Below are 20,321 nucleotides of genomic sequence, written 5' to 3' on the forward strand. Positions count from 1 at the left end.
GGCTGCCTTCGAAGGATGGAAAACTCGAAGGCAGCTATAGTCAGGCGTAGGCTCCAAAACAACGCCCGGCTTCGGGCCGGGCGTCGTCGCGGGCGTCAGACCTCGAAGGGCTCGCCCGGCGTCGGGTTCACGATCTTGTCGGCGTCGCCTTCCATCGCCTGCGCGAACTTGTCGGGGTTCTCGTCGAGGATCGGCAGGGTGCCCCAGTGGATCGGGACGATCTTGTCGAAGTTGAAGTAGCGGCGGCAGGCAAGCGCCGCGACCGCCGCGCCCATGGTGAGCCGGTCGCCAACGGGCACGAGGCCGATCTTCGGGCGATGCAGCTCCTCGATCAGCGCCATGTCGCCGAAAATGTCCGTGTCGCCCATGTGATAGACGCTCGGACCTTCATTGAAGTGGAAGACCAGCCCGTTCGGCATGCCGAGATAGGTGACCGCGCCATCCTCCTCGACGTTACCGGAGGAGTGGAAGGCCTGCGTCAAAGTGACGGAGAAGTCGTCGAACTTCACCGTGCCGCCCGTGTTGGCCGGCTCGATGTTCTCGACCCCCTTCTTGTTCAGCCAGCTCACCAGCTCGAAGGTCCCGATGACCTTCGCCCCCGTGCGCCTGGCGATCTCCACCGTATCGCCGACATGGTCGAAATGGCCATGGGACAGCGCGATGTGGGTGGTGCCCTGCGTCGCGCTCTCGACGTCGCCCTTGAAGTGCGGATTGCCGGAGATGAACGGATCGATCAGGAGGACCGAGCTCCCGGTCTCGATCTTGAAGGCGGAATGGCCGAAATAGGTGATCTTCAAGGGTCTCTCCTTCCGATGATTCTCCCGCCTAAGGTAAGGCGGTCCGTGCTCGATCAAGGACTATCACCCCATGCCCATCGTCGACATCGCCGAGATCGACGCGCGTCTGGCGCCGGGCCGCACGGTCGCGGGCCTCGATCTGGGGACCAAGACGATCGGCCTCGCGGTCTCCGATCTCGGCCTGTCCTTCGCGACGCCGCGTCCCGTCCTGAGGCGCGTGAAGTTCACCCCCGACGCACTGGCCCTCAAAGCTGCGCTGGACGAGGCACGCTGCGGCGCGATCGTCGTCGGCCTGCCGCTGAACATGGACGGGTCGGAGGGACCGAGGGCGCAGGCGACCCGCGCCTTCGTGCGGAACTGGCTCAACCTCGACGACCGTCCCCTCGCCTTCTGGGACGAGCGGCTTTCGACGGTGGCAGCCGAGCGCGTCCTGATCGCCTCGGACGTCTCGCGGGCCAAGCGTGCCGAGCGGATCGATTCGGCGGCGGCCGCCTTCATCCTTCAAGGCGCGCTCGACCGGATCGCGGCCTTGCGAGCCTCCGACAAGGACGAGTGATCCGGTTCTCGGCCCTGATGATACGGATCAAGGCCTACAGCATCGGCCCGAATAGCGGTGTCGATCTTTGGAAAGCCCGATGCGCCGATTGAAAGAGTTGGAGCGACCGTTGTGCGCTAGCGGCGCTGGCGCTCGTTGCCATCGCCCCGCGCATCCGCGCCGAGTTCGGCGGCAAGGCGCATGAAGGCGCGATGGTCCGCCTCGTCGACCTCCTCCGAGCTGTCGGACCCGGTCCATCGGTCGAAGGTGAGGCCGGCGAGCGTCGCCGCGACGAAGGCGGCGTAGACGCCGGGCGATTCCGCTCCGTGCCCGGAGGCGGCGGCGAAGATCGTCACGCCGAGCCCTCCGGCCAGGGCGAGAAGCCCTCGCAGCTCGGCGCGGTCGATGTCCGTGTCGGTCTGGAGGTGGACGACGACGAGCGCGCAAAGGCCCGCGAGCGCCGCATGGGAAAGCGCCAGGAGCGACGCTCCGCCACCCGTCACGATCGACAGGAGAAGAAGGCCGCCTCCCTCCGAGATGGCCAGCGCATAGAAGAGCGCGGAGACGGCATGGAAGGCGCCCCAGGCCGACAGACTGAACGTGGAGAATGCCCGAACCATCGAATTCGCCTCCCGTACCCTTTCCTCAAGGCACAACGAAAAGAAGCGCAGAGCGTTCGCGTTCCCGCAATCGAAAGGATTGGTTAAGGTTAACGGTCGTTCAGACCTGTGGGCGCCGCTCGTCCCGCGGCTTGTCGCGACGGCGCCTTTTGCCGTAAGAGCCGCGCTCAAGATGAGCGCGCCCCTCCCCTCCGCCGCCCCGCCCCGACGCCACCTTCTCGGCATCGCCGGCCTGTCGCTTCCCGACATCCACGAGCTTCTCGACCGGGCGGAGGATTCGATCCTCGTCAGCCGGTCGCGCGAGAAGAAGAAGGCGGCGCTGAAGGGGCTGACCCAGATCAACCTCTTCTTCGAGGCCTCGACACGCACGCAGGCCTCCTTCGAGCTCGCCGGCAAGCGGCTGGGCGCCGACGTGATGAACATGTCGGTCGCCAACTCGTCGGTGAAGAAGGGCGAGACCCTGATCGACACGGCGATGACGCTGAACGCGATGCGGCCGGACCTTCTCGTCGTCCGGCACCATTCGGCCGGAGCCGTGGCGCTTCTCGCGCAGAAGGTCGCCTGCTCGGTCATCAACGCGGGCGACGGCGCCCACGAACACCCGACGCAGGCGCTTCTCGACGCGCTGACGATCCGCCGCCGCAAGGGTCCGGTCTCGAAGCTCAGCGTCGCCATCTGCGGCGACGTCCTGCACAGCCGCGTCGCGCGCTCCAACATCCTGCTTCTGAACGCGCTGGGCGCCAGCGTGCGCGTCGTCGGCCCGTCGACGCTCCTGCCATCCGGCATCGCCGAGATGGGCGTTCAGGTGTTCCATCGCCTGGAGGACGGCATCCGCGACGCCGACGTCGTCATGATGCTGCGCCTGCAGCGCGAGCGGATGGAGGGCTCCTTCGTCCCCTCGGTGCGGGAATATTTCCGACATTACGGGCTCGACGCGGCGAAGCTCGCCGTCGCCAAGCCAGACGCGCTCGTCATGCATCCCGGTCCGATGAACCGGGGCGTCGAGATCGCGTCCGAGATCGCCGACGGTCCCCAGAGCGTGATCGAGGAGCAGGTCGAGATGGGCGTCGCGGTGCGCATGGCGGTCATGGAATGGCTGGCCGGCGGCGAAGGAGCGAACGCATGAGCGCCCCCCTCCTGATCGAGAACGCCCGCATCCTCGATCCGAGCCGCGGGCTGGACGAGACCGGCACGATCCTAGTGCGCGACGGTCGCATTGAGGCCTCGGGCGCGAGCGCGCTGAACCAGGGCCGGCCCGAGGGCGCGAGCGTCATCGACGCGCGGGGCCTCCTGGCCCTCCCCGGCCTCGTCGATGCGCGCGTCTTCATGGGCGAGCCCGGCTTCGAGCATCGCGAGACCATCAGCTCGGTCGGCGAGGCGGCGGCCAGCGGCGGCGTCACCTCCCTCCAGACCATGCCGGACACCGATCCGGTGATCGACGATCTGGCGCTCGCCGAGTTCGTCATGCGCACCGCACGCGAGACCTCGCCGGTCAATTTCTTTCCCGCCGCCGCCATGACGAAGGGCCTGCGCGGCCAGGAGATGACCGAGATCGGGCTTCTGTCGGCCGCCGGCGTCACCGCCTTCTCGGACGGACGGCGGACGGTCTCCAACCCGGCGCTGCTGCGCCGGATCATGACCTATGCGCGCGACTTCGGCGCGCTCGTCTTTCACGAGACGCAGGACCGCGACCTCACCGGCACCGGCGTGATGAACGAGGGGCTGCTCGCCTCCTGGCTCGGGCTTCCCGGCGTGCCGCGCGAGGCGGAAATCATTCCGCTGGAGCGCGACCTGCGGCTGGCGGAGCTGACGGGCTGCCGCTACCACGCCGCGCAGCTCTCCTGCGCCGGCTCGGCGGAGGTCCTGCGCCGCGCCAAGCGCGACGGCGTGGGCGCCACGGGCGGCGCCTCCATCGCCCATCTGTCGCTGAACGAGAACGACATCGGCGAGTACCGCACCTTCTTCCGCCTCTCCCCGCCCCTGCGCCACGAGGACGACCGGCGCGCGATGATCGACGCGCTGAACGACGGGACGATCGACATCATCGTCTCCTCGCACGACCCGCAGGACGCGGACGGCAAGCGCCGCCCCTTCGCGGAGGCCGAAAGCGGCGCGATCGGCCTTGAAACGCTGCTGCCCGCCGCGCTGCGACTCCATCACTCCGGCGCCGTTCCCCTGATGCGGATCGTCGAGGCGCTGACGAGCGCCCCGGCCAGGCTCCTGAAGCTCGACCGCGGGACGCTCCAGCCCGGACGGCCCGCCGACATCGTCCTCGTCGATCTCGACGAGCCGTGGATGTTCGGGGAGCGGCACATCCGCTCGCGCTCGAAGAACACCGTCTTCGAGAACGCTCGCTTTCAGGGCCGCGTCGTGCGTACCATCGTCGCCGGACGGACGGTGTTCGAGAAGGCGGACGAACGCGCATGACGGACTTCTTCGCGCAGAGCGCGCCGGCCTGGCTCGTCGTCTCGGCGGCTCTCGGCTATCTCTGCGGCTCAATTCCCTTCGGCCTCGTCCTCGCGCGCGCCTTCGGGCTCGGCGACGTGCGCAAGATCGGCTCCGGCAACATCGGGGCGACCAATGTCCTGCGCACCGGCAACAAGAAGGTGGCGGCGCTCACCCTCCTCGCCGACCTTCTGAAAGGCACGGTGCCGGTTTTCATCGCCTGGAACTTCGGCGCGCCGGCCGCCGCCATCGCGGGCGTCTTCGCCTTTCTGGGGCACCTCTTTCCGGTCTGGCTCGGCTTCAAGGGCGGCAAGGGCGTCGCGACCTATATCGGCGTGCTCCTCGGCTTCGCGCCGCTCGGCGTCGCGGTCTTCGCGGTGAACTGGCTCGTCGTCGCCTACCTCTTCCGCTACTCGTCGCTGGCCGCACTCGTCGCGACCGCCGTCGTGCCGCTCGTCTACTGGACGACCGGGAACGTCCCCGCCGCCGGCCTCTCCGGCCTCCTGACGGTGATCGTCTACCTCAAGCATCACTCGAACATATCCCGGCTTCTCTCGGGAACCGAAGGCAAGATCGGGGCCAAGGGGTGAGCCACGGGCGCGGGCCTCTGAGCGAGCGACAGAAGCTCGCCTGGCTGCGCCTCATCCGCTCCGAGAATGTCGGTCCGGCCACCTTCCTGACCCTGATCAACCGCTTCGGCGGCGCCGAGGCCGCGCTCGAGGCCCTGCCCGACCTCGCCGCGCGGGGCGGCTCGCGCCGGATCCGCGTCGCCAGCGAAGCGGACGCGCAGGCCGAATGGGCGACCGCCGAGCGTCTGGGCGCGCGCTTCGTCTGCCGGGGCGAACCGGACTACCCGGCGATCCTCAACGTGACCGAGGCCGCCCCTCCGGTTCTCGCCATCATGGGCGACGCGGCGCTTCTCTCCCGCCCCGGCCTTGCCGTCGTCGGCTCGCGCAACGCCTCACTGGCGGGCTGCAAGTTCGCCGGCCGCCTCGCCGAGGAGATCGGGCGCGCGGGGCACGCCATCGTCTCGGGCCTCGCCCGCGGCATCGACGCGGCGGCTCACGAGGCCGCTCTTGCGACGGGAACCGTCGGCGTCTTCGCCGGTGGGCTCGACCGGCCCTACCCGAACGAGAACCGGCCGCTGATGCGCCGGATCGTCGATCGGGGCGGCTGCCTCGTCACCGAGATGCCCTTCGGCTGGACGCCGCGCGCGGTGGATTTTCCGCGCCGCAACCGCGTCGTCGTCGCTCTGTCGCTCGGCGTTCTCGTGGTGGAAGCGGCGATACGCTCCGGCTCCCTGATCTCGGCGCGGCTTGCCGGGGAGATGGGCCGGCTCGTCTTCGCCGTGCCCGGCTCGCCGCTCGACCCGCGCGCGGCGGGCGCGAACAAGCTTCTGAAGGACGGCGCGATCCTCGTCACCGAGGCCGCGGACGTCCTCGATGCGCTGCAGCCTCTTCTCGGCCGGACCCGAATGTCGGGGCAGCTGGACGAGGAGGCCGACCTTCCCGCGAACGAGGAATGCGCCGAAGGCGAGCGCGAGCGGATCCTTCAGGCGCTGGGACCGACGCCCGTCTCGATCGACGATCTCGTGGCCCATCTCGGCGCTTCGCCGGGGGCCGTCCAGCTCGTCCTCCTGGAGCTTGATCTGGCCGGTCGTCTGGAGCGTCATCCGGGGGGCGGCGTCTCGCTTCTCGCCTGATTCGCGGGCCGGCGCCCCGGTGCGACGGGGTTGACCGCTCGAAGAAGCCAATCCATGTGAGCGGTCGAACTGCACCGCGCTCTCCCGTCGCGGCAACCTCCAGGATCGCCATCACATGGAAGTCGTCATCGTCGAATCGCCCGCAAAAGCGAAGACGATCAACAAGTATCTCGGCTCTGGCTACAAGGTCCTGGCGTCCTTCGGGCACGTGCGCGATCTGCCGGCCAAGGACGGCTCCGTGCGCCCCGACGACGACTTCTCCATGGACTGGGAAGTCGACAAGCCGTCGCAGAAGCGCCTGAACGAGATCGCAGCGGCCGTGAAGTCCGCCGACGCGCTCGTCCTCGCCACCGACCCGGATCGCGAGGGCGAGGCGATTTCCTGGCACGTGCTGGAGGTTCTGCGCCAGAAGAAGGCGATCAAGGACAAGCCGGTCAGCCGCGTCGTCTTCAACGCCATCACCAAGAAGGCGGTCCTCGACGCCATGGCGAACCCGCGCCAGATCGACGAGCCGCTGGTGGACGCCTATCTGGCGCGCCGCGCGCTCGACTATCTCGTCGGCTTCAACCTCTCGCCCGTCCTGTGGCGCAAGCTGCCGGGCGCCCGTTCAGCGGGCCGCGTCCAGTCGGTCGCGCTGCGGCTCGTCTGCGAGCGCGAGGCCGAGATCGAGCGCTTCAAGTCCGAGGAATACTGGCAGATCGGGGCCAAGCTCTCGACGCCCCGCTCGGAGGATTTCACGGCGCGTCTGACGGCCTATGAGGGCCAGAAGCTGCAGCGCCTCTCCATCGGAGACGAGGCCCGAGCCTTCGAGATCCGCGACATGCTGCAGGGCGCGAGTTTCCGCGCCCTGTCGGTCGAGGCCAAGCCCACCCGGCGCAACCCCTCGCCCCCCTTCACCACATCCTCGCTGCAGCAGGCGGCCTCGGCGAAGCTCGGCTTCTCGGCATCGCGCACCATGCAGGTCGCCCAGCGGCTCTACGAGGGCATAGACCTCGGCGGCGAGACGGTCGGTCTCATCACCTATATGAGAACCGACGGCGTGCAGATGGCGCCGGAGGCGATCGACGCGGCGCGCAAGGCCATCGCCAAGACCTTCGGCGAGCGCTTCGTTCCCGAGAAGGCGCGCTTCTACTCGACCAAGGCCAAGAACGCGCAGGAAGCGCACGAGGCCATCCGGCCGACCGGCTTCGACCGGCTGCCCAAGGACATGGAGCGCTTCCTCGACCGCGATCAGGCGCGCCTCTACGACCTGATCTGGAAGCGGGCGATCGCCTCGCAGATGGCGTCCGCCGAGATCGAGCGCACCACCGTCGAGATCGCGGCGGAGAACGGCCCGAAGCGCGCGCAGCTGCGCGCCACCGGGTCGGTCATCCGCTTCGAGGGCTTCATCGGGGCCTATCAGGACCACCGCGACGATTCGAAGTCGCAGGCCGATCAGGCGGAGGAGGATGCCGAGGATTCGCGCCTGCCGGAAATCCGCGCCGACGAGGATCTGAAGCGCCGCTCGATCGAGACGAGCCAGCACTTCACCGAGCCGCCGCCGCGCTATTCGGAAGCCTCGCTCATCAAGCGCATGGAAGAGCTCGGCATCGGCCGCCCCTCGACCTACGCCGCGACGCTCCAGACGCTGCAGGACCGCGACTACATCGTGCAGGACAAGCGCAAGCTCCTGCCCGATTCAAAGGGGCGGCTGGTCACGGCCTTCCTGCAGAACTTCTTCGAGAAATATGTCGAGTACGACTTTACGGCCGACCTCGAAGGCAAGCTCGACCAGATCTCGGCGGGCGAACTCTCCTGGAAGGAGGTCCTGCGGGACTTCTGGCGCGACTTCTCCGCACAGATCGACGGCACGAAGGAGCTTCGCGTCTCCGACGTTCTCGACGCGCTGAACGAGGAGCTCGCGCCGCTCGTCTTCCCGCCCCGCGAGGACGGCTCCGATCCGCGAGCCTGCCCGCGCTGCAACGCCGGGCGCCTGTCCCTGAAGCTCGGCAAGTTCGGGGCCTTCGTCGGCTGCTCGAACTATCCCGAATGCGGCTACACCAAGCAGCTCGGCACCTCGCTGTCGGCCGACGGCGCGGATGCGGGCGGGCTCGACGGGCCGAAGGAGCTCGGGGCCGATCCCGCGACGGGCGAGATGGTGACCCTTCGCGACGGCCGCTTCGGGCCTTACGTCCAGCGCGGCGAGGGCAAGGAGGCCAAGCGCTCGTCGCTGCCCAAGGGCTGGGTCGTGGCCGAGATGGACTTGGAGAAGGCGTTGCAGCTTCTGGCGCTGCCGCGCGAGGTCGGCCTGCACCCGGAAACGGGCAAGCCGATCCTGGCCGGTCTCGGCCGCTACGGCCCCTTCCTCCAGCATGACGGCGCCTATGCCAATCTGGAGACGGTGGAAGACGTCTTCACGGTCGGCCTGAACCGGGCCGTCACCGTGATCGCGGAGAAGAAGGAACGCGGCGGGCGCGGACGCGGCACGCCCGCGGCGCTCGCGACCCTCGGCGAGCATCCGACGCTCGGCGGACAGATCACCGTGCGCGACGGCCGCTTCGGGCCCTACGTCAACACGGGCAAGATCAACGCGACCCTGCCGAAGGGCAAGGACCCGGCCTCCGTCACGCTGGAGGAGGCCATCCAGATCCTGACCGACCGGGCGGAGAAGACCGGCAAGGCGCCGAAGGCGAAGGCCGCACCGAAGAAGGCCGCCGCCAAGAAGCCCGCGAGCAAGACGGCGGACGGCGAAAAGCCGGCTGCCAAGAAGGCGCCCGCGAAGAAGGCTCCGGCCAAGAAGCCGGCCGCCAAGGCGGCGGAGTAGAGCCGGTGGCGCGGCGTTCGAAGGATCGATCGTTCGCCCCGACGCTCGACCGTGAATCGGTCCTCCGCTTCATCGCGGAGAACCCCTCTCGCGCCACCAAGCGCGACCTCGCCAAGGCCTTCGAGGTCAAGGGCGAGGACCGCGTGATCCTGAAGACGATCCTTGCCGAGCTCCAGTCGGAGGGCGTCATCGAGGGCGGGCGCAAGCGCTACTCCAAGCCGGGCGCCCTGCCCTCCGTCGGCGTCTTCCGGGTCTCGGCGCGCGACGACGAGGGCGGCGTTCTCGTCGAGCCCGTCCAGTGGGACGAGGAGGGCGAGCGCCCTCTCTTCCGCCTCAAGCAATCGCGCGACCAGCGTGCCGCGGGCCTCGGTGACCGCGTCCTCGCGCGCATCCTCGACGACGAGGAACAGCCGAGCGCGCGCGTCATCCGCGTTCTCGACGAGGTCAAGGCCAGCGCCCTCGGCGTCTTCCGCGCGATGCCCGGCGGGTCGGGTCGCGTCGATCCGGTGGAGAAGCGCGGGCTGGAATATTCGATCGGGCCGGACGGGGTGAACGGCGCGCGCGACGGCGACCTCGTGGAGGTGAACGCCCTGTCGCGCCCGCGCGCGGGCTTCCCGAAGGGCCGCATCTCGCGCATCGTCGGCTCGATGGGTTCGGAGCGCGCGATCTCCACCATCGCGCTCTTCGCCCATTCGATCCCGCATGTCTTCCCGAAGGCGGTGCTGGACGAGGCCGAGGCGGCGGGCGCGGCGACGATGGAGTCGCGCGAGGACTGGCGCTCGCTCCCGCTCGTCACGATCGACCCGGCCGACGCAAAGGACCATGACGACGCGGTCCATGCGGCCCCGGACGAGGACCCCGCCAATCCAGGCGGCCACATCGTCACCGTCGCGATCGCGGACGTCGCCTTCCACGTGCGACCGGGCTCCAAGCTCGATACCGAGGCACGCCTACGCGGCAATTCGGTCTACTTCCCCGACCGCGTCGTGCCGATGCTGCCGGAGCGCATCTCCAACAACCTCTGTTCGCTGCGCGAAGGCGAGGACCGTCCCGCCCTCGCCGTGCGGATGGTCTTCTCGGCCGATGGCGAGAAGCGTCGGCACGCCTTCCATCGCATCATGATGCGCAGCCACGCCAAGCTCGCCTACGAGAAGGCGCAGGCCTCGATCGACGGCGACGAGACGGCCGCCCCGGCGGAGATACGCGACACGGTCCTGCGCCCGCTCTGGGCCGCCTATGCGAGCCTGAAATCCGCCCGCGAGCGGCGCGGACCGCTGGAGCTCGACCTGCCGGAGCGCCGGATCAAGCTGAACGCGGAAGGGCGCGTGGAGCGCGTCTACATCCCGCCCCGCCTCGACGCCCATCGGCTGATCGAGGAGTTCATGATCCAGGCCAATGTCGCGGCTGCCGAGACGCTGGAGGCCAAGCGCCAAGCGTTGCTCTACCGTGCCCATGACGCGCCCTCGCTGACCAAGCTGGAATCGCTTCGCGACTTCCTGCGCACGCTCGACATGCCCCTCGCCAAGAGCGGCGCGCTGCGGCCGTCGCATTTCAACCAGATCCTCTCGCGCGTGCAGGGCAGCGAGCACGAGCATCTGGTGAACGAGATGGTCCTGCGCTCGCAGAGCCAAGCCCTGTACCAGCGCGAGAACATCGGCCATTTCGGCCTGAACCTGACGAAATACGCGCATTTCACGTCGCCCATCCGGCGCTATGCCGACCTCGTCGTGCACCGCGCGCTGATCCTGTCCCTGGGGCTCGGTCCCGGCGCGCTGACGAAGGCGGACGAGGACCGGCTCGACCTGACGGCCGAGGAGATCAGCGCCGCCGAACGGCGCGCCATGGCCGCCGAGCGCGACACGGTGGACCGGCTGATCGCGCATCATCTGGCGGACCGGGTCGGCGCCGACTTCACCGGCCGCATCACCGGCGTGACCAAGGCGGGGCTGTTCGTGCGGCTGGAAGCGTTCGGCGCGGACGGCTTCGTCCCCATCTCGACGCTCGGCAACGACTACTTCCATTACGACGAAGCCATGCATAGCTTGGTGGGAGAGCGGAGCGGCGAGGGCTTCCGCCTCGGCGACGTGGTCGAGGTCCGGCTCGTGGAGGCGGCGCCCCTGGCGGGCGCCATGCGCTTCGAGATGCTGAGCGAGACGCGCGAGCTGCCGCGTTCGAACGTGTCCTTCCACAAGTCGCGGAAGGGGTTCGGGGCGCGGCGCGCCAAGCCGCCCGGGCGGCCGGGCGGGAGAGGAAAGAGGCGATGACCCGTTCGACGGGCGAGACGATCGGCGGAGCGGACGGGATCGAGCCCGTCATGGAGCCGCGTTCGATCGGACAGGCCATGTGGCGGGGCTTCAAATGCTCCTGCCCCCATTGCGGCGAAGGCGCGCTCTTCAAGGGCTTCCTGACGAGCGTGGAGCGCTGCGAAAAGTGCGGCGAGGCGTTTCACCATCACCGCGCCGACGACCTGCCGCCCTACCTCACGGTCTTCATCGTCGGCCATATCGTCGTCGCCGCCTTCATGGCGGTCCAGCATGTCGGCGACCTGCCGCTCTGGGCGCATATCGCCCTCTGGTGCTCGGTGACGGTCGTCCTGTCGCTCGTCCTTCTGAAGCCGCTCAAGGGCGCCACCATCGGCCTGCAATGGGCGATGCGCATGCACGGCTTCGGCGGCCACGGCGCGGAGCACGACCACTGAGCGCGCAGGCGGAGGCGGATCCGCAACGATCCGGGCGCAGGGCGGCGGTTCGAATCCGCGACGCGGCGACCCTGATCATCGTCGATTCGTCCGGCTCGGTGCCGCGCATCCTCGCCGGCCGCAGATCGAGCGGCCATGTCTTCATGGCGGGGCGCGTGGTGTTTCCGGGCGGCCGCGTCGATCCGGGCGACCTCAGGCTCGCCGCCTCGCACGAGGTCGCCGGCGAGACGCTCCGGCGCCTGACGGCACGGACGCGCTCCGGCTTCCACGCGCGGCGCGCCGTCGCCCTGCCGCTCGCAGCCATCCGCGAGACCTGGGAGGAGACCGGCATCATGATCGGGCGCAGGGACGCGGCCTTTGCCTCCGCCCTGCCCGTCTGGAACGAGTTCGCAGCCGAGAACGTGGCGCCCGAGCCCGCGCGTCTTGTCCCGCTCGCCCGCGCGATCACGCCGACAGGAAATGTGCGCCGCTTCGACACCCGATTCTTCGCCGTCTCGGCCGACTCGATCGCTCATCGGGTGCCGCTGGAGAGCCGCCCGACCGACGAGTTCGACCGCGTGGACTGGCTGACCCTCGACGAGCTGGCGTCGGAAAACCTCCACCACATCACGAGGCACGTTCTGGATCAGGCGGTGAAGCGCCTCGAGGACGGCACGCTTTTCGACGCTTCGACGCCGATGCCCTTCATTCGTCGGCGCGGCGAGCGCGTGCGGGTCGAGCTGCTGTAGCCTCGACGGGTCCCCGCAGCCCTTGACTTCGCGGGCGCGATGAATAGTGTGCGCGCTTCAGAAGGGACCCGTTCCGACGGGTCCGTCGATGCTTGCCGGTGATCCGGCCTCGGCGAGACTTCGAAAGATGAACACACCAGCGCCTCGCGTCGGCCCGTTCCCCGGAGGGTGGACGACGCCGGGAGGCCCGATCGCAAGGCGGATGGATTAAGTACGATGGCCAAGGCAACCACCATCAAGATCAAGCTTCTCTCGACGGCCGACACCGGTTTCTTCTACGTGACGACCAAGAACAGCCGTACGATGACCGACAAGATGGTCAAGACCAAGTACGACCCGATCGCGCGCAAGCACGTCGAGTTCAAGGAAGCCAAGATCAAGTAAGGCGCATCGCCTTCGATCAGACTGTCGACGCCGCCTCCGGGCGGCGTTTTGATTCGTGGAACCGGCAAGGCCGGCTCCCCCTCCGGCAGCGAGCCGAGCCGGACCGGGCGTTGGGAGAGTCCCGTGGCGCCGTGCCGTCGCGCCTGAGCACCCGCGAAGCTCCCCTGCCGGACGCGCCGGCCTGCCCGGCTGCGATCGGCCGCCGAAACGCCCGGCACGTCACGTCTCCCGTTCAAATCAGCGCCGACGCCGCCGGCGTCACGGTCCCGCTGTCCTCATTGGGTCGGCCTGAGCCCTCGGTCGGCCATGCGATTCTGTGATCCGACGCGAAGGGGCGAACGATTCCAGCCTGCGATTCGTCCCGAGCGTCCCGATCCGCTCCTCCGACGTAGACGGAAAGCGCGCGAATCCAAGGCTTTCAAGGGTTTCCAACTCGGCCGTGCGACAGCTGCTTGACAGGGCCCGGCGCCTTCCGTAAACGACCACCAACGCCGACGGACAAACGCCTCGGCGGCAAGCGCGGGTGTAGCTCAGTCGGTTAGAGTGCCGGCCTGTCACGCCGGAGGTCGCGGGTTCGAGCCCCGTCACTCGCGCCATTCATTTCCCAATTTGAATCAGTCAGATCCGCGCGCAGGCTGAAGTCGTCTTTGAACGACTGGTTCGCGTTTCGGTGGCGTTGGCTTTCAACGATGGCGCGGCCGCGGGACGTCTTCCAAGGCGACCATTCGCGCCCGCAAGACCGCCTTCCGAACACCCCTTCGCCCGACGCTCCGAACGGCACGCAAGCTCGCCTCCGACTGTCCGAGCGCTGTCCCTGCATCCACGCCCCGACCGCCCTTCCGCTCGACGCTGGCGAGAGCGCGACGGGACGCGTATGAGGACTCGCATGCGGCGACTCGTTCGTCGCCTCCGGCCCTTTTTCGACGATCGGATGGAGCGACATGGCGGATTTCGACGACGAGCTCCGGCGCCTGCGCGGAAAATACGCTCAGCCCGGCAAGGAGGGCGCCCTTTTCGACGAGCGCTTCCAGGCGATCGCCTCGCGCGTCATCTCGGGCCGCGGCACGCGCCAGACGCCCTATTCCGGCATTCCGACCTTCCTGGCGGCGCCCGCGGTCTCGCTCGAGCGCGAGCCGGGTGCTCTGGACGAGCTCGACGTCGGCCTCTTCGGCGTTCCGATGGACATCGGCGTCACCAACCGCAGCGGCGCGCGCTTCGGCCCGCGCGCGGTTCGCACGATCGAGCGTGTCGGCCCGTACAATCACGTCCTCGACTGCGCGCCGGGCATCGAGATGAGAATGGCCGATCTCGGCGACGTGCCCTTCGCCGGGCGCTATCGCCTGGAGGAATGCCACGCCGACATCGAGCGCTTCGCGCGCTCCATCGTCGAGGCGGGAACGCTGCCGCTGGCCGTCGGCGGCGACCATTCGATCTCGCATCCGCTGCTGCGCGCCGTCGGGCGCGACCGCCCGGTCGGGATGATCCACATCGACGCGCATTGCGACACGGCGGGCGAGTTCGACGCCAACCGCTTCCATCACGGCGCGCCCTTCCGCAACGCCGTTCTCGACGGCGTCCTCGACCCGCGCCGCACGATCCAGATCGGCATTCGCGGCTCGTCCGAATATCTGTGGGAGTTCTCCTACGACTCGGGAATGACCGTCGTCCACGCCGAGGAGATCGGCCGCTCCGGCGTCGAGCCGGTGATCGCCAAGGCGTTGGAGGTCGTGGGAGACGGGCCGGTCTATCTCTCCTTCGACATCGACAGCCTCGACCCCGCCTTCGCGCCGGGCACCGGCACGCCGGAGATCGGCGGACTTTCCACGCGCGAGGTGATGGCGCTCCTTCACGGCCTGAAGGGGATCGACATCGTGGGCGGCGACGTCGTGGAGGTCGCGCCCCAGTACGACGCGACGACGAACACCGCGCATGCCGGCGCGCAGATGCTGTTCGAGATCGCCAGCCTCATGGTCTTCGCGCCGGGCCGCAAGGGCCGCGCCGCTACGGCATCGGCCCGATAATCGGAATCGATTTTCTGAAAGCCTGATCGGTTAGATCAGGAGCGGGTCTTCCGGCCGGATCGGCCGGAAGCTCATCCGGTGGAAGGGGCACGGGCCGAGCGCCGTCAGCGCCGCCAGATGAACCGGGGTCGCATAGCCCATGTGCCGGCTGAAACCGTAGGCCGGGAAGGACCGGCAGAGTCGCTGCATCAGACGGTCGCGCGTGACCTTGGCCACGATGGAGGCGGCGGCGATCGAGAGCGAGCGCGAGTCGCCCTTCACGATGGCGGAGGCCTTCGACAGAAGCGGCAGCGGCACGTCGTTGCCGTCGATCAGCGCATGGCACGGCACCTCGCCCAGCCCGCGAAAGGCGCGCACCATCGCCAGAAGGGTCGCCTGGCGGATGTTCAGCCGGTCGATCTCGGCCGAGGAGGACGAGGCGATGGACACCTGCGCCCAGCGCAGGATTTCCGGGAACAGGCGCTCCCGGTCCTCCATCGTCAGCTGCTTGGAATCGTTGAGCCCGTCCGGCACGGCGTCCGGGTCGAGGATCACCGCGGCGGTCACGACGGGTCCGGCCAGCGGCCCCCGGCCCGCCTCGTCGATGCCGGCGACGCGCAGCGCGCCCCGCGACCGACGCTCGGCCTCCAGCGAGAGATCGGGCCGGACGGGCGGGGCGACGGCACGCGCCTTTCGGACGGCCTTCGAAGCGGGCGAATCGGTCTTGGTGCGGGGCATGATCGGCGGAATGTCCGTCAGCACCCTGCCCCGCGCAAGCCCGTCAGCGGCCCTCGCTCGAAACCGCCGCGCCCTCGCGGCGCGGATCGACCCCCGCGACGAGTTCGCCGTCGCGGATGAGGATGGCGTGGGTGCCGCTCGTCAGCTCCATCCGCCGAACCTGATGGCCGAGCGCCGTCAGCGCTTCGTCGAGCTCTGCCGGCGCGCGGCCTTCCTCCAGATCGACCGGACCGCCGAGCGTCGTCACATGCGGCAGCGAGACCGCCTCCTGCGGGTCGAGGTCCCACAGGAGCGTGCCCAGAATCGTGCGCGCCACATAGGGGATGATGCGCGCGCCGCCGGGGGAGCCGACGACGAGCACGGGCTCGCCGCCCCGGTCGAGGACGATCGTCGGCGCCATCGAGGAGCGCGGCCGCTTGCCCGGCTCGACCCGGTTGGCGACGGCCCGGCCCTCTTCCTCGGCCACGAAGGAGAAGTCGGTCAGCTCGTTGTTGAGGAGAAAGCCCCGCACCATCAGGCGCGAGCCGAAGCCGGCCTCGATCGTGGTCGTCAACGACACGGCGTTCCCGTCCCGGTCCACGATGGAGACGTGACTGGTGGAGGGCAGTTCGAGGCTCCGGTCGGGCGCGCGGAGCTCGGCCTCGCGCCAGGGCGGGTTGCCGGCCGAAACCGCCTCGGCCGCTCCCGAGCGCGAGATCGATTGGGCGCGGGCCGTCAGATAGGCCGGGTCGAGCAGCCCGCGGCTCGGCACGCGCACGAAATCCTCGTCGGCCATGTAGAGGGCGCGGTCGGCATAGGCGAGCCGGGAGGCCTCCACGAAGAGATGCGTCGCCTCCGGCGACAGCGGGTCGAGCGAGCCGATGTCGAAATGATCGAGCAGGGACAGCATCTGGCCGAGCGTCAGCGCGCCGCTCGACGGCGGCCCCATGCCGCAGACCTCGTAGACCTGGAAGGGGGCGCAGACGGGCTCGCGCACGGCGACGCGGTAGTTCGTCAGATCCTCCGTCTCAAGACGTCCCGGATTGGCCTCGAAGCCCTGGACGGCATCGACGATGTCCTGCGCGATCTCGCCCGAATAGAAGGCCGAGGCGCCGTCCTGCGCGATGGCCCGCAGCGTCGCCGCGTAGTCCGGATTGCGCAGCGTGGAGCCCGCCGCGATCGGCTCGCCGCCGGGCAGAAAGTAGTCTCGGATCGCGTCCTGGCGCATGTTTTCGCGGTCGCCCGCGACGAGCGAGGCGAGACGGTCGCCGACTTCGAAACCGTCTTCCGCCAGACGGATGGCGGGTTCGAACAGCCGCTCCCACGGCAAGCGCCCGTGCAGGCGATGGCTGAGCTCCAGAAGGCGGACCGTGCCCGGCGTCCCGACCGAGCGGCCGCCGACGACGGCGTCCATGAAGCCGAGCGGCTCGCCGTCCTCGCCGATGAAGAGGTCCGCGTCGGCCCCGGCGGGCGCGGTCTCGCGTCCGTCATAGGCGACCATGCGGCCCGACTTCGCATCGTGATGAATGAGGAAGGCGCCGCCTCCGATCCCCGACGACTGCGGCTCCACGAGCCCGAGCACCACCTGGGTCGCGATCATCGCGTCGATCGCGCTGCCGCCTTCGGCCAGGATCTCGGCCCCCGCTTCCGCGGCCAGAGGATGCGCGGCCACGACCATGTCGGTCCGGCTAGTGACGGCCTCGCGCGCCTCGAACCCCGTCGCCGCTTCCGGCTGGGGCCGCTGCGCGTCCTGTGCGAAGACCGCCGTCACACCGACCGAAAGCGCCGCGACCGTCGTGAAAAGAAGCCCGCTCCGTGCCATCGTCCCGTTTCCCCCGTCCTCGTTTCGGTCGGGGGATGATGGCGCAAGCCTCTCTCGGCGGCCACCCTCGGCGGGAATTTAGACGAACCGATCAGCCCGCGCTGCGGGTCTCCCGCTCGGCGAGATCGAGCCCGAGCCCGAGCAGGGTGCGGGCACGCGCTTCGTCCGAGGCCTCGACATAGACGCGCAGCTCCGGCGCGTTGCCGGAGGCGCGGAAGTGGACGATCGAGCCCTCCTCCAGCCGGAAGCGGACACCGTCCAGCGTATCGCGCTCGGCGATCCGGCCGACCTCCGCCAGAAGAGAATCGGCATAGGCGGGATCGGCGGCGAGGCGGTCGAGAAACGGGCGGCTGGCGCTCGCAGGCACCTCCTTCAGGCGGTCGGCCAGCGCATGGCCCGCGCCGAGCGTGTCGGCGAGCGCGCGCAGGCTCAGGCCCTTCGCCTTGGCACCGGCGAGCGCGCAGAGGATCGGCAGGACGGCGTCGCGCGTCGGCAGGGCCGACAGCGAACCGCCCGCGAGGGTCGCCTGCGAGCCGAGCAGCACGCCGCCATTCGCCTCGAAGCCGAGAACGCCGGCCGCGCCGGCCGCGATCTCCTTTTCCATCGCCTCGATGACGAAGGGCGAGCCGACGCGGGTGCGCACGACGCGCTCCGCCACGCGCGAGGTCTCGACCGCGCCGCTCGACGTGACGGGCGTGACGATCGTGCGGGACTTCAGATGGGCGGCGGTCAGGAGCCCGAGAACGTCGCCCCGCAGAACATGGCCAGCACCGTCCGCGACCAGCGGACGGTCGGCGTCTCCGTCCGTCGAGACGATGGCGAAGAAGCGTCCCTCGCCCGCCCAGTCCTGGATGAGAGCCAGATCCTCCGGGCGATGCGCCTCGGTGTCCACCGGCACGAAGCGTGTGGCGCGCCCGAGCGGAACGACGTCCGCTCCGAGGCCCGACAGGATCTCCGGCAGGATGTCGCGCGCGACCGAACTCTGCTGGTAGACGCCGACCGTCAGGCCGTCGAGGGCGTCGGGTGCGAAGGCATCGAGATAGCGGGAGCAGTAGGCCGCCAGAGCCTCGGCCGAGATGTCCTCGACGGCTTCGGCGTCACCCGGGCCCGCCGGCTGCGACAGGGCCTCGAAGGCGGCGCGGATCGGCGCCTCGTCTGCCTTTGTGATCTCGCCCGGCGAATAGAATTTCAGCCCGTTGCGGTCGTCGGGAATGTGGCTGCCCGTCACCATCACGGCGGCGGCGTTCCGGCGCAGCGCCTCCAGCGCCAAAGCCGGCGTCGGCAGAGCGCCGCAGTCGATCGCGTTCCAGCCGCGCGCCTGCGCCGCCGCCGCGCAGTCCTTCGCGATCGTAGGGCTCGAAGACCGCAGGTCGCGGCCGACGAGAAGGGTGCGCTCCACCGATCCCGAGGATTCTAGATGGGCGAGGAACGCGGCGGTCCAGCGCCGTGCGGGTTCGCCCGTAAGGTCCGTCACGAGACCCCGCAGGCCGCTGGTTCCAAAGCTCAGGCTCGTCATCGGGTCATCCGTCTGAAGGCAGAAGGGGTCGGGGACCGAGGGGCCGGCGCGACCTCTGCACCGCCCCCTGATCCGCCTGCCCTTAACCCATGGAACGGACGACCGGAACCGTCCGCTCCCTCAGACGCCGGCGGGGCGCGGCTGGATCGGCGCCTTCACGTCGGCCGGGATCGGGCTTTCGTAGGGCATGCGCGTCGTGCGGGCGCGATGATCGGCCTTGGCGCTTTCCAGGAGATCGGGATCGGTGAGGAGATCGACCGCCGTGCCCGCCATCACCTTGGCCGCATAGACGAGGCCCTTGTGCGCCGGTCCGGCCTTGCCCTGCGCCGTGATCTGCCAGGAATGGCCGGGCGTTCCGATCGCATGGGTCGCGACGCGCGCCTGAACGGTCGGCACCGCCCACGAAACGTCGCCGACGTCGGTCGAGCCGATCATCGCCTCGCCCTCGGCCTCCAGCGGAACCAGGAAGTCGCACAGCGGCGTGTCGTCGCGCACCGGCGCGCCGGAACGCGCATAATCGCTGCGGATGTCTTCCTCGGTCAGCGTGCCCTGGATCTGGCGCGCATAGGCCCGGTCGCTCTCGTCGAACTCGACCGGACCGAGACGCTCCATGTTGGCGAACATGATCTCCTCCATCGGCGTGTTGCCGAGAAGGTTGGAGACCGCCGACAGCACCTTCACCTCGACCTCGGTCTCGGTCATCATCGCCGCGCCCTTGGCGACCTTGATGACCCGCTCGTTCAGCGCCTTCATGCCGTGGATGTCACGTGAGCGGATGGCGTAGCGCACCGTCGCCCTGGCCTGCACGACGTTCGGCGCGATGCCGCCGGAATCGATCATGGCGTAGTGGATGCGGCTGTCCTGCGGCACGTGCTCGCGCAGATAGTTCACGCCGACATTCATCAGTTCCACCCCGTCGAGGGCGGAGCGGCCGAGATGGGGGGCGGCCGCCGCGTGACTGGCGCGGCCCTTGAAGGTGAAGTCGATTCGGGTGTTGGCGAGCGAGCGGGCATCGTCGACGCGGGTGATCGCCGCCGGGTGCCAGGTGATCGCGGCATCGACGTCGTCGAACAGCCCGTCGCGCACCATGAAGGCCTTGGCGGCACCGCCCTCCTCGGCCGGGCAGCCGTAATAGCGTACCGTGCCGGGCAGCCCGTTCTCCTCCAGATACCTCTTGTAGGCCGTGGCGGCGAGGAGCGCGGCCGAGCCCAGCATGTTGTGGCCGCAGCCATGGCCGTAGCCGTTGCCGGGCAGCGGCTTGTGTTCGGTCGCGCCGGCCTCCTGGCTGAGACCCGGCAGCGCGTCGTACTCGCCGAGGAACGCGATGACCGGGCCGCCGCTGCCCGCCTCGCCGATCACCGCCGTCGGAATGCCGGCGGGCTCGTCGGTGATGGCGAAGCCTTCCTTCTCCAGCATCGCGCGGTGCTCCGCGACCGAGCGGTACTCGGTGTAGGCGATTTCGGGCATGCCCCAGACGCGGTCCGACAGGTCGAGGTAATCGGCGCGGCGGTCCTCGACGAGGTCCCAGATGCGGGCGGTGTTCTGCATGTCGGT

The 20,321-nt window shown here is 69.3% G+C and carries 17 protein-coding genes and 1 tRNA gene; 12 read left to right on the forward strand and 6 right to left on the reverse strand.

Going from position 1 to position 20,321, the window contains the following annotated elements:
* Positions 1-95: 95 nt before the first annotated feature.
* The gene (locus tag AC6R2M_RS09650; RefSeq protein WP_500481586.1) at positions 96-797 is read right to left on the reverse strand and encodes a metal-dependent hydrolase; all 702 of its coding nucleotides are present in this window, start codon (positions 795-797) and stop codon (positions 96-98) included.
* A 70-nt stretch (positions 798-867) separates the two neighbouring features.
* Here AC6R2M_RS09650 and ruvX point away from each other — a divergent pair, with 70 nt between their 5' ends.
* Positions 868-1,353: a Holliday junction resolvase RuvX gene (gene ruvX, locus AC6R2M_RS09655; RefSeq protein WP_500481587.1), complete on the forward strand. Its 486-nt coding sequence runs from the start codon at positions 868-870 to the stop codon at positions 1,351-1,353.
* Positions 1,354-1,469: 116 nt separating this feature from the next.
* Here the strand turns inward: ruvX and AC6R2M_RS09660 are convergent, their stop codons facing one another.
* Complete coding sequence (locus AC6R2M_RS09660; protein WP_500481588.1) at positions 1,470-1,952, reverse strand: hypothetical protein; 483 nt, start codon at positions 1,950-1,952, stop codon at positions 1,470-1,472.
* 172 nt (positions 1,953-2,124) lie between these two features.
* Here AC6R2M_RS09660 and AC6R2M_RS09665 point away from each other — a divergent pair, with 172 nt between their 5' ends.
* From AC6R2M_RS09665 to speB, 11 genes are all read left to right on the forward strand, one after another.
* Positions 2,125-3,078, forward strand: a complete 954-nt coding sequence (locus AC6R2M_RS09665) for an aspartate carbamoyltransferase catalytic subunit (RefSeq protein WP_500481589.1) — start codon at positions 2,125-2,127, stop codon at positions 3,076-3,078.
* A complete protein-coding gene (locus AC6R2M_RS09670; RefSeq protein WP_500481590.1) occupies positions 3,075-4,379 on the forward strand; it encodes a dihydroorotase in 1,305 nt (434 codons plus the stop codon). The genes AC6R2M_RS09665 and AC6R2M_RS09670 overlap by 4 nt, the downstream gene beginning before the upstream one ends.
* On the forward strand, positions 4,376-4,987 hold the full coding sequence (gene plsY, locus AC6R2M_RS09675; protein ID WP_500481592.1) for a glycerol-3-phosphate 1-O-acyltransferase PlsY: 612 nt from the start codon (positions 4,376-4,378) through the stop codon (positions 4,985-4,987). Before AC6R2M_RS09670 ends, plsY begins: the two co-directional genes overlap by 4 nt.
* A complete protein-coding gene (gene dprA, locus AC6R2M_RS09680; RefSeq protein ID WP_500481594.1) occupies positions 4,984-6,099 on the forward strand; it encodes a DNA-processing protein DprA in 1,116 nt (371 codons plus the stop codon). Before plsY ends, dprA begins: the two co-directional genes overlap by 4 nt.
* 115 nt (positions 6,100-6,214) lie before the next feature.
* The gene (gene topA, locus AC6R2M_RS09685; RefSeq protein ID WP_500481596.1) at positions 6,215-8,902 is read left to right on the forward strand and encodes a type I DNA topoisomerase; all 2,688 of its coding nucleotides are present in this window, start codon (positions 6,215-6,217) and stop codon (positions 8,900-8,902) included.
* A 5-nt stretch (positions 8,903-8,907) separates the two neighbouring features.
* A complete protein-coding gene (rnr, locus tag AC6R2M_RS09690; RefSeq protein ID WP_500481598.1) occupies positions 8,908-11,166 on the forward strand; it encodes a ribonuclease R in 2,259 nt (752 codons plus the stop codon).
* On the forward strand, positions 11,163-11,600 hold the full coding sequence (locus tag AC6R2M_RS09695) for a DUF983 domain-containing protein (protein ID WP_500481600.1): 438 nt from the start codon (positions 11,163-11,165) through the stop codon (positions 11,598-11,600). The genes rnr and AC6R2M_RS09695 overlap by 4 nt, the downstream gene beginning before the upstream one ends.
* A 98-nt stretch (positions 11,601-11,698) precedes the next feature.
* Positions 11,699-12,328: an NUDIX hydrolase gene (locus tag AC6R2M_RS09700; RefSeq protein WP_500481602.1), complete on the forward strand. Its 630-nt coding sequence runs from the start codon at positions 11,699-11,701 to the stop codon at positions 12,326-12,328.
* Positions 12,329-12,544: 216 nt separating this feature from the next.
* A complete protein-coding gene (gene rpmG, locus AC6R2M_RS09705) occupies positions 12,545-12,712 on the forward strand; it encodes a 50S ribosomal protein L33 (protein ID WP_500481604.1) in 168 nt (55 codons plus the stop codon).
* A gap of 519 nt (positions 12,713-13,231) precedes the next feature.
* Positions 13,232-13,308, forward strand: a tRNA-Asp gene (locus AC6R2M_RS09710).
* 345 nt (positions 13,309-13,653) lie between these two features.
* Positions 13,654-14,733: an agmatinase gene (gene speB, locus AC6R2M_RS09715; protein ID WP_500481607.1), complete on the forward strand. Its 1,080-nt coding sequence runs from the start codon at positions 13,654-13,656 to the stop codon at positions 14,731-14,733.
* Between the two features lie 30 nt (positions 14,734-14,763).
* Here the strand turns inward: speB and rnhB are convergent, their stop codons facing one another.
* The 4 genes from rnhB to AC6R2M_RS09735 all read right to left on the reverse strand — a co-directional run bounded on the left by rnhB (position 14,764) and on the right by AC6R2M_RS09735 (position 20,315).
* A complete protein-coding gene (rnhB, locus tag AC6R2M_RS09720; protein ID WP_500487553.1) occupies positions 14,764-15,453 on the reverse strand; it encodes a ribonuclease HII in 690 nt (229 codons plus the stop codon).
* A gap of 40 nt (positions 15,454-15,493) precedes the next feature.
* Positions 15,494-17,251: a gamma-glutamyltransferase gene (ggt, locus tag AC6R2M_RS09725; RefSeq protein WP_500481609.1), complete on the reverse strand. Its 1,758-nt coding sequence runs from the start codon at positions 17,249-17,251 to the stop codon at positions 15,494-15,496.
* Positions 17,252-17,342: 91 nt separating this feature from the next.
* Entirely contained in the window at positions 17,343-18,767 is a 1,425-nt protein-coding gene (locus AC6R2M_RS09730) for a phosphomannomutase (protein WP_500481611.1), read from the reverse strand.
* A gap of 120 nt (positions 18,768-18,887) precedes the next feature.
* Positions 18,888-20,315, reverse strand: coding sequence for a M20 family metallopeptidase (locus AC6R2M_RS09735; RefSeq protein ID WP_500481613.1), 1,428 nt, complete (start codon positions 20,313-20,315; stop codon positions 18,888-18,890).
* Between the last annotated feature and the right edge of the window lie 6 nt (positions 20,316-20,321).

It is taken from the genome of Aureimonas sp. CAS (genome assembly GCF_059838215.1).

Coding starts and splice junctions, on each gene's coding strand:
- ruvX (WP_500481587.1), top strand. CDS start 868: ATGCCCATCGTCGACATCGCCGAGATCGACGCGCGTCTGGCGCCGGGC.
- AC6R2M_RS09670 (WP_500481590.1), top strand. CDS start 3,075: ATGAGCGCCCCCCTCCTGATCGAGAACGCCCGCATCCTCGATCCGAGC.
- AC6R2M_RS09730 (WP_500481611.1), bottom strand. CDS start 18,767: ATGACGAGCCTGAGCTTTGGAACCAGCGGCCTGCGGGGTCTCGTGACG.
- AC6R2M_RS09735 (WP_500481613.1), bottom strand. CDS start 20,315: ATGCAGAACACCGCCCGCATCTGGGACCTCGTCGAGGACCGCCGCGCC.
- AC6R2M_RS09695 (WP_500481600.1), top strand. CDS start 11,163: ATGACCCGTTCGACGGGCGAGACGATCGGCGGAGCGGACGGGATCGAG.
- plsY (WP_500481592.1), top strand. CDS start 4,376: ATGACGGACTTCTTCGCGCAGAGCGCGCCGGCCTGGCTCGTCGTCTCG.
- speB (WP_500481607.1), top strand. CDS start 13,654: ATGGCGGATTTCGACGACGAGCTCCGGCGCCTGCGCGGAAAATACGCT.
- ggt (WP_500481609.1), bottom strand. CDS start 17,251: ATGGCACGGAGCGGGCTTCTTTTCACGACGGTCGCGGCGCTTTCGGTC.
- AC6R2M_RS09660 (WP_500481588.1), bottom strand. CDS start 1,952: ATGGTTCGGGCATTCTCCACGTTCAGTCTGTCGGCCTGGGGCGCCTTC.
- topA (WP_500481596.1), top strand. CDS start 6,215: ATGGAAGTCGTCATCGTCGAATCGCCCGCAAAAGCGAAGACGATCAAC.
- AC6R2M_RS09665 (WP_500481589.1), top strand. CDS start 2,125: ATGAGCGCGCCCCTCCCCTCCGCCGCCCCGCCCCGACGCCACCTTCTC.
- rpmG (WP_500481604.1), top strand. CDS start 12,545: ATGGCCAAGGCAACCACCATCAAGATCAAGCTTCTCTCGACGGCCGAC.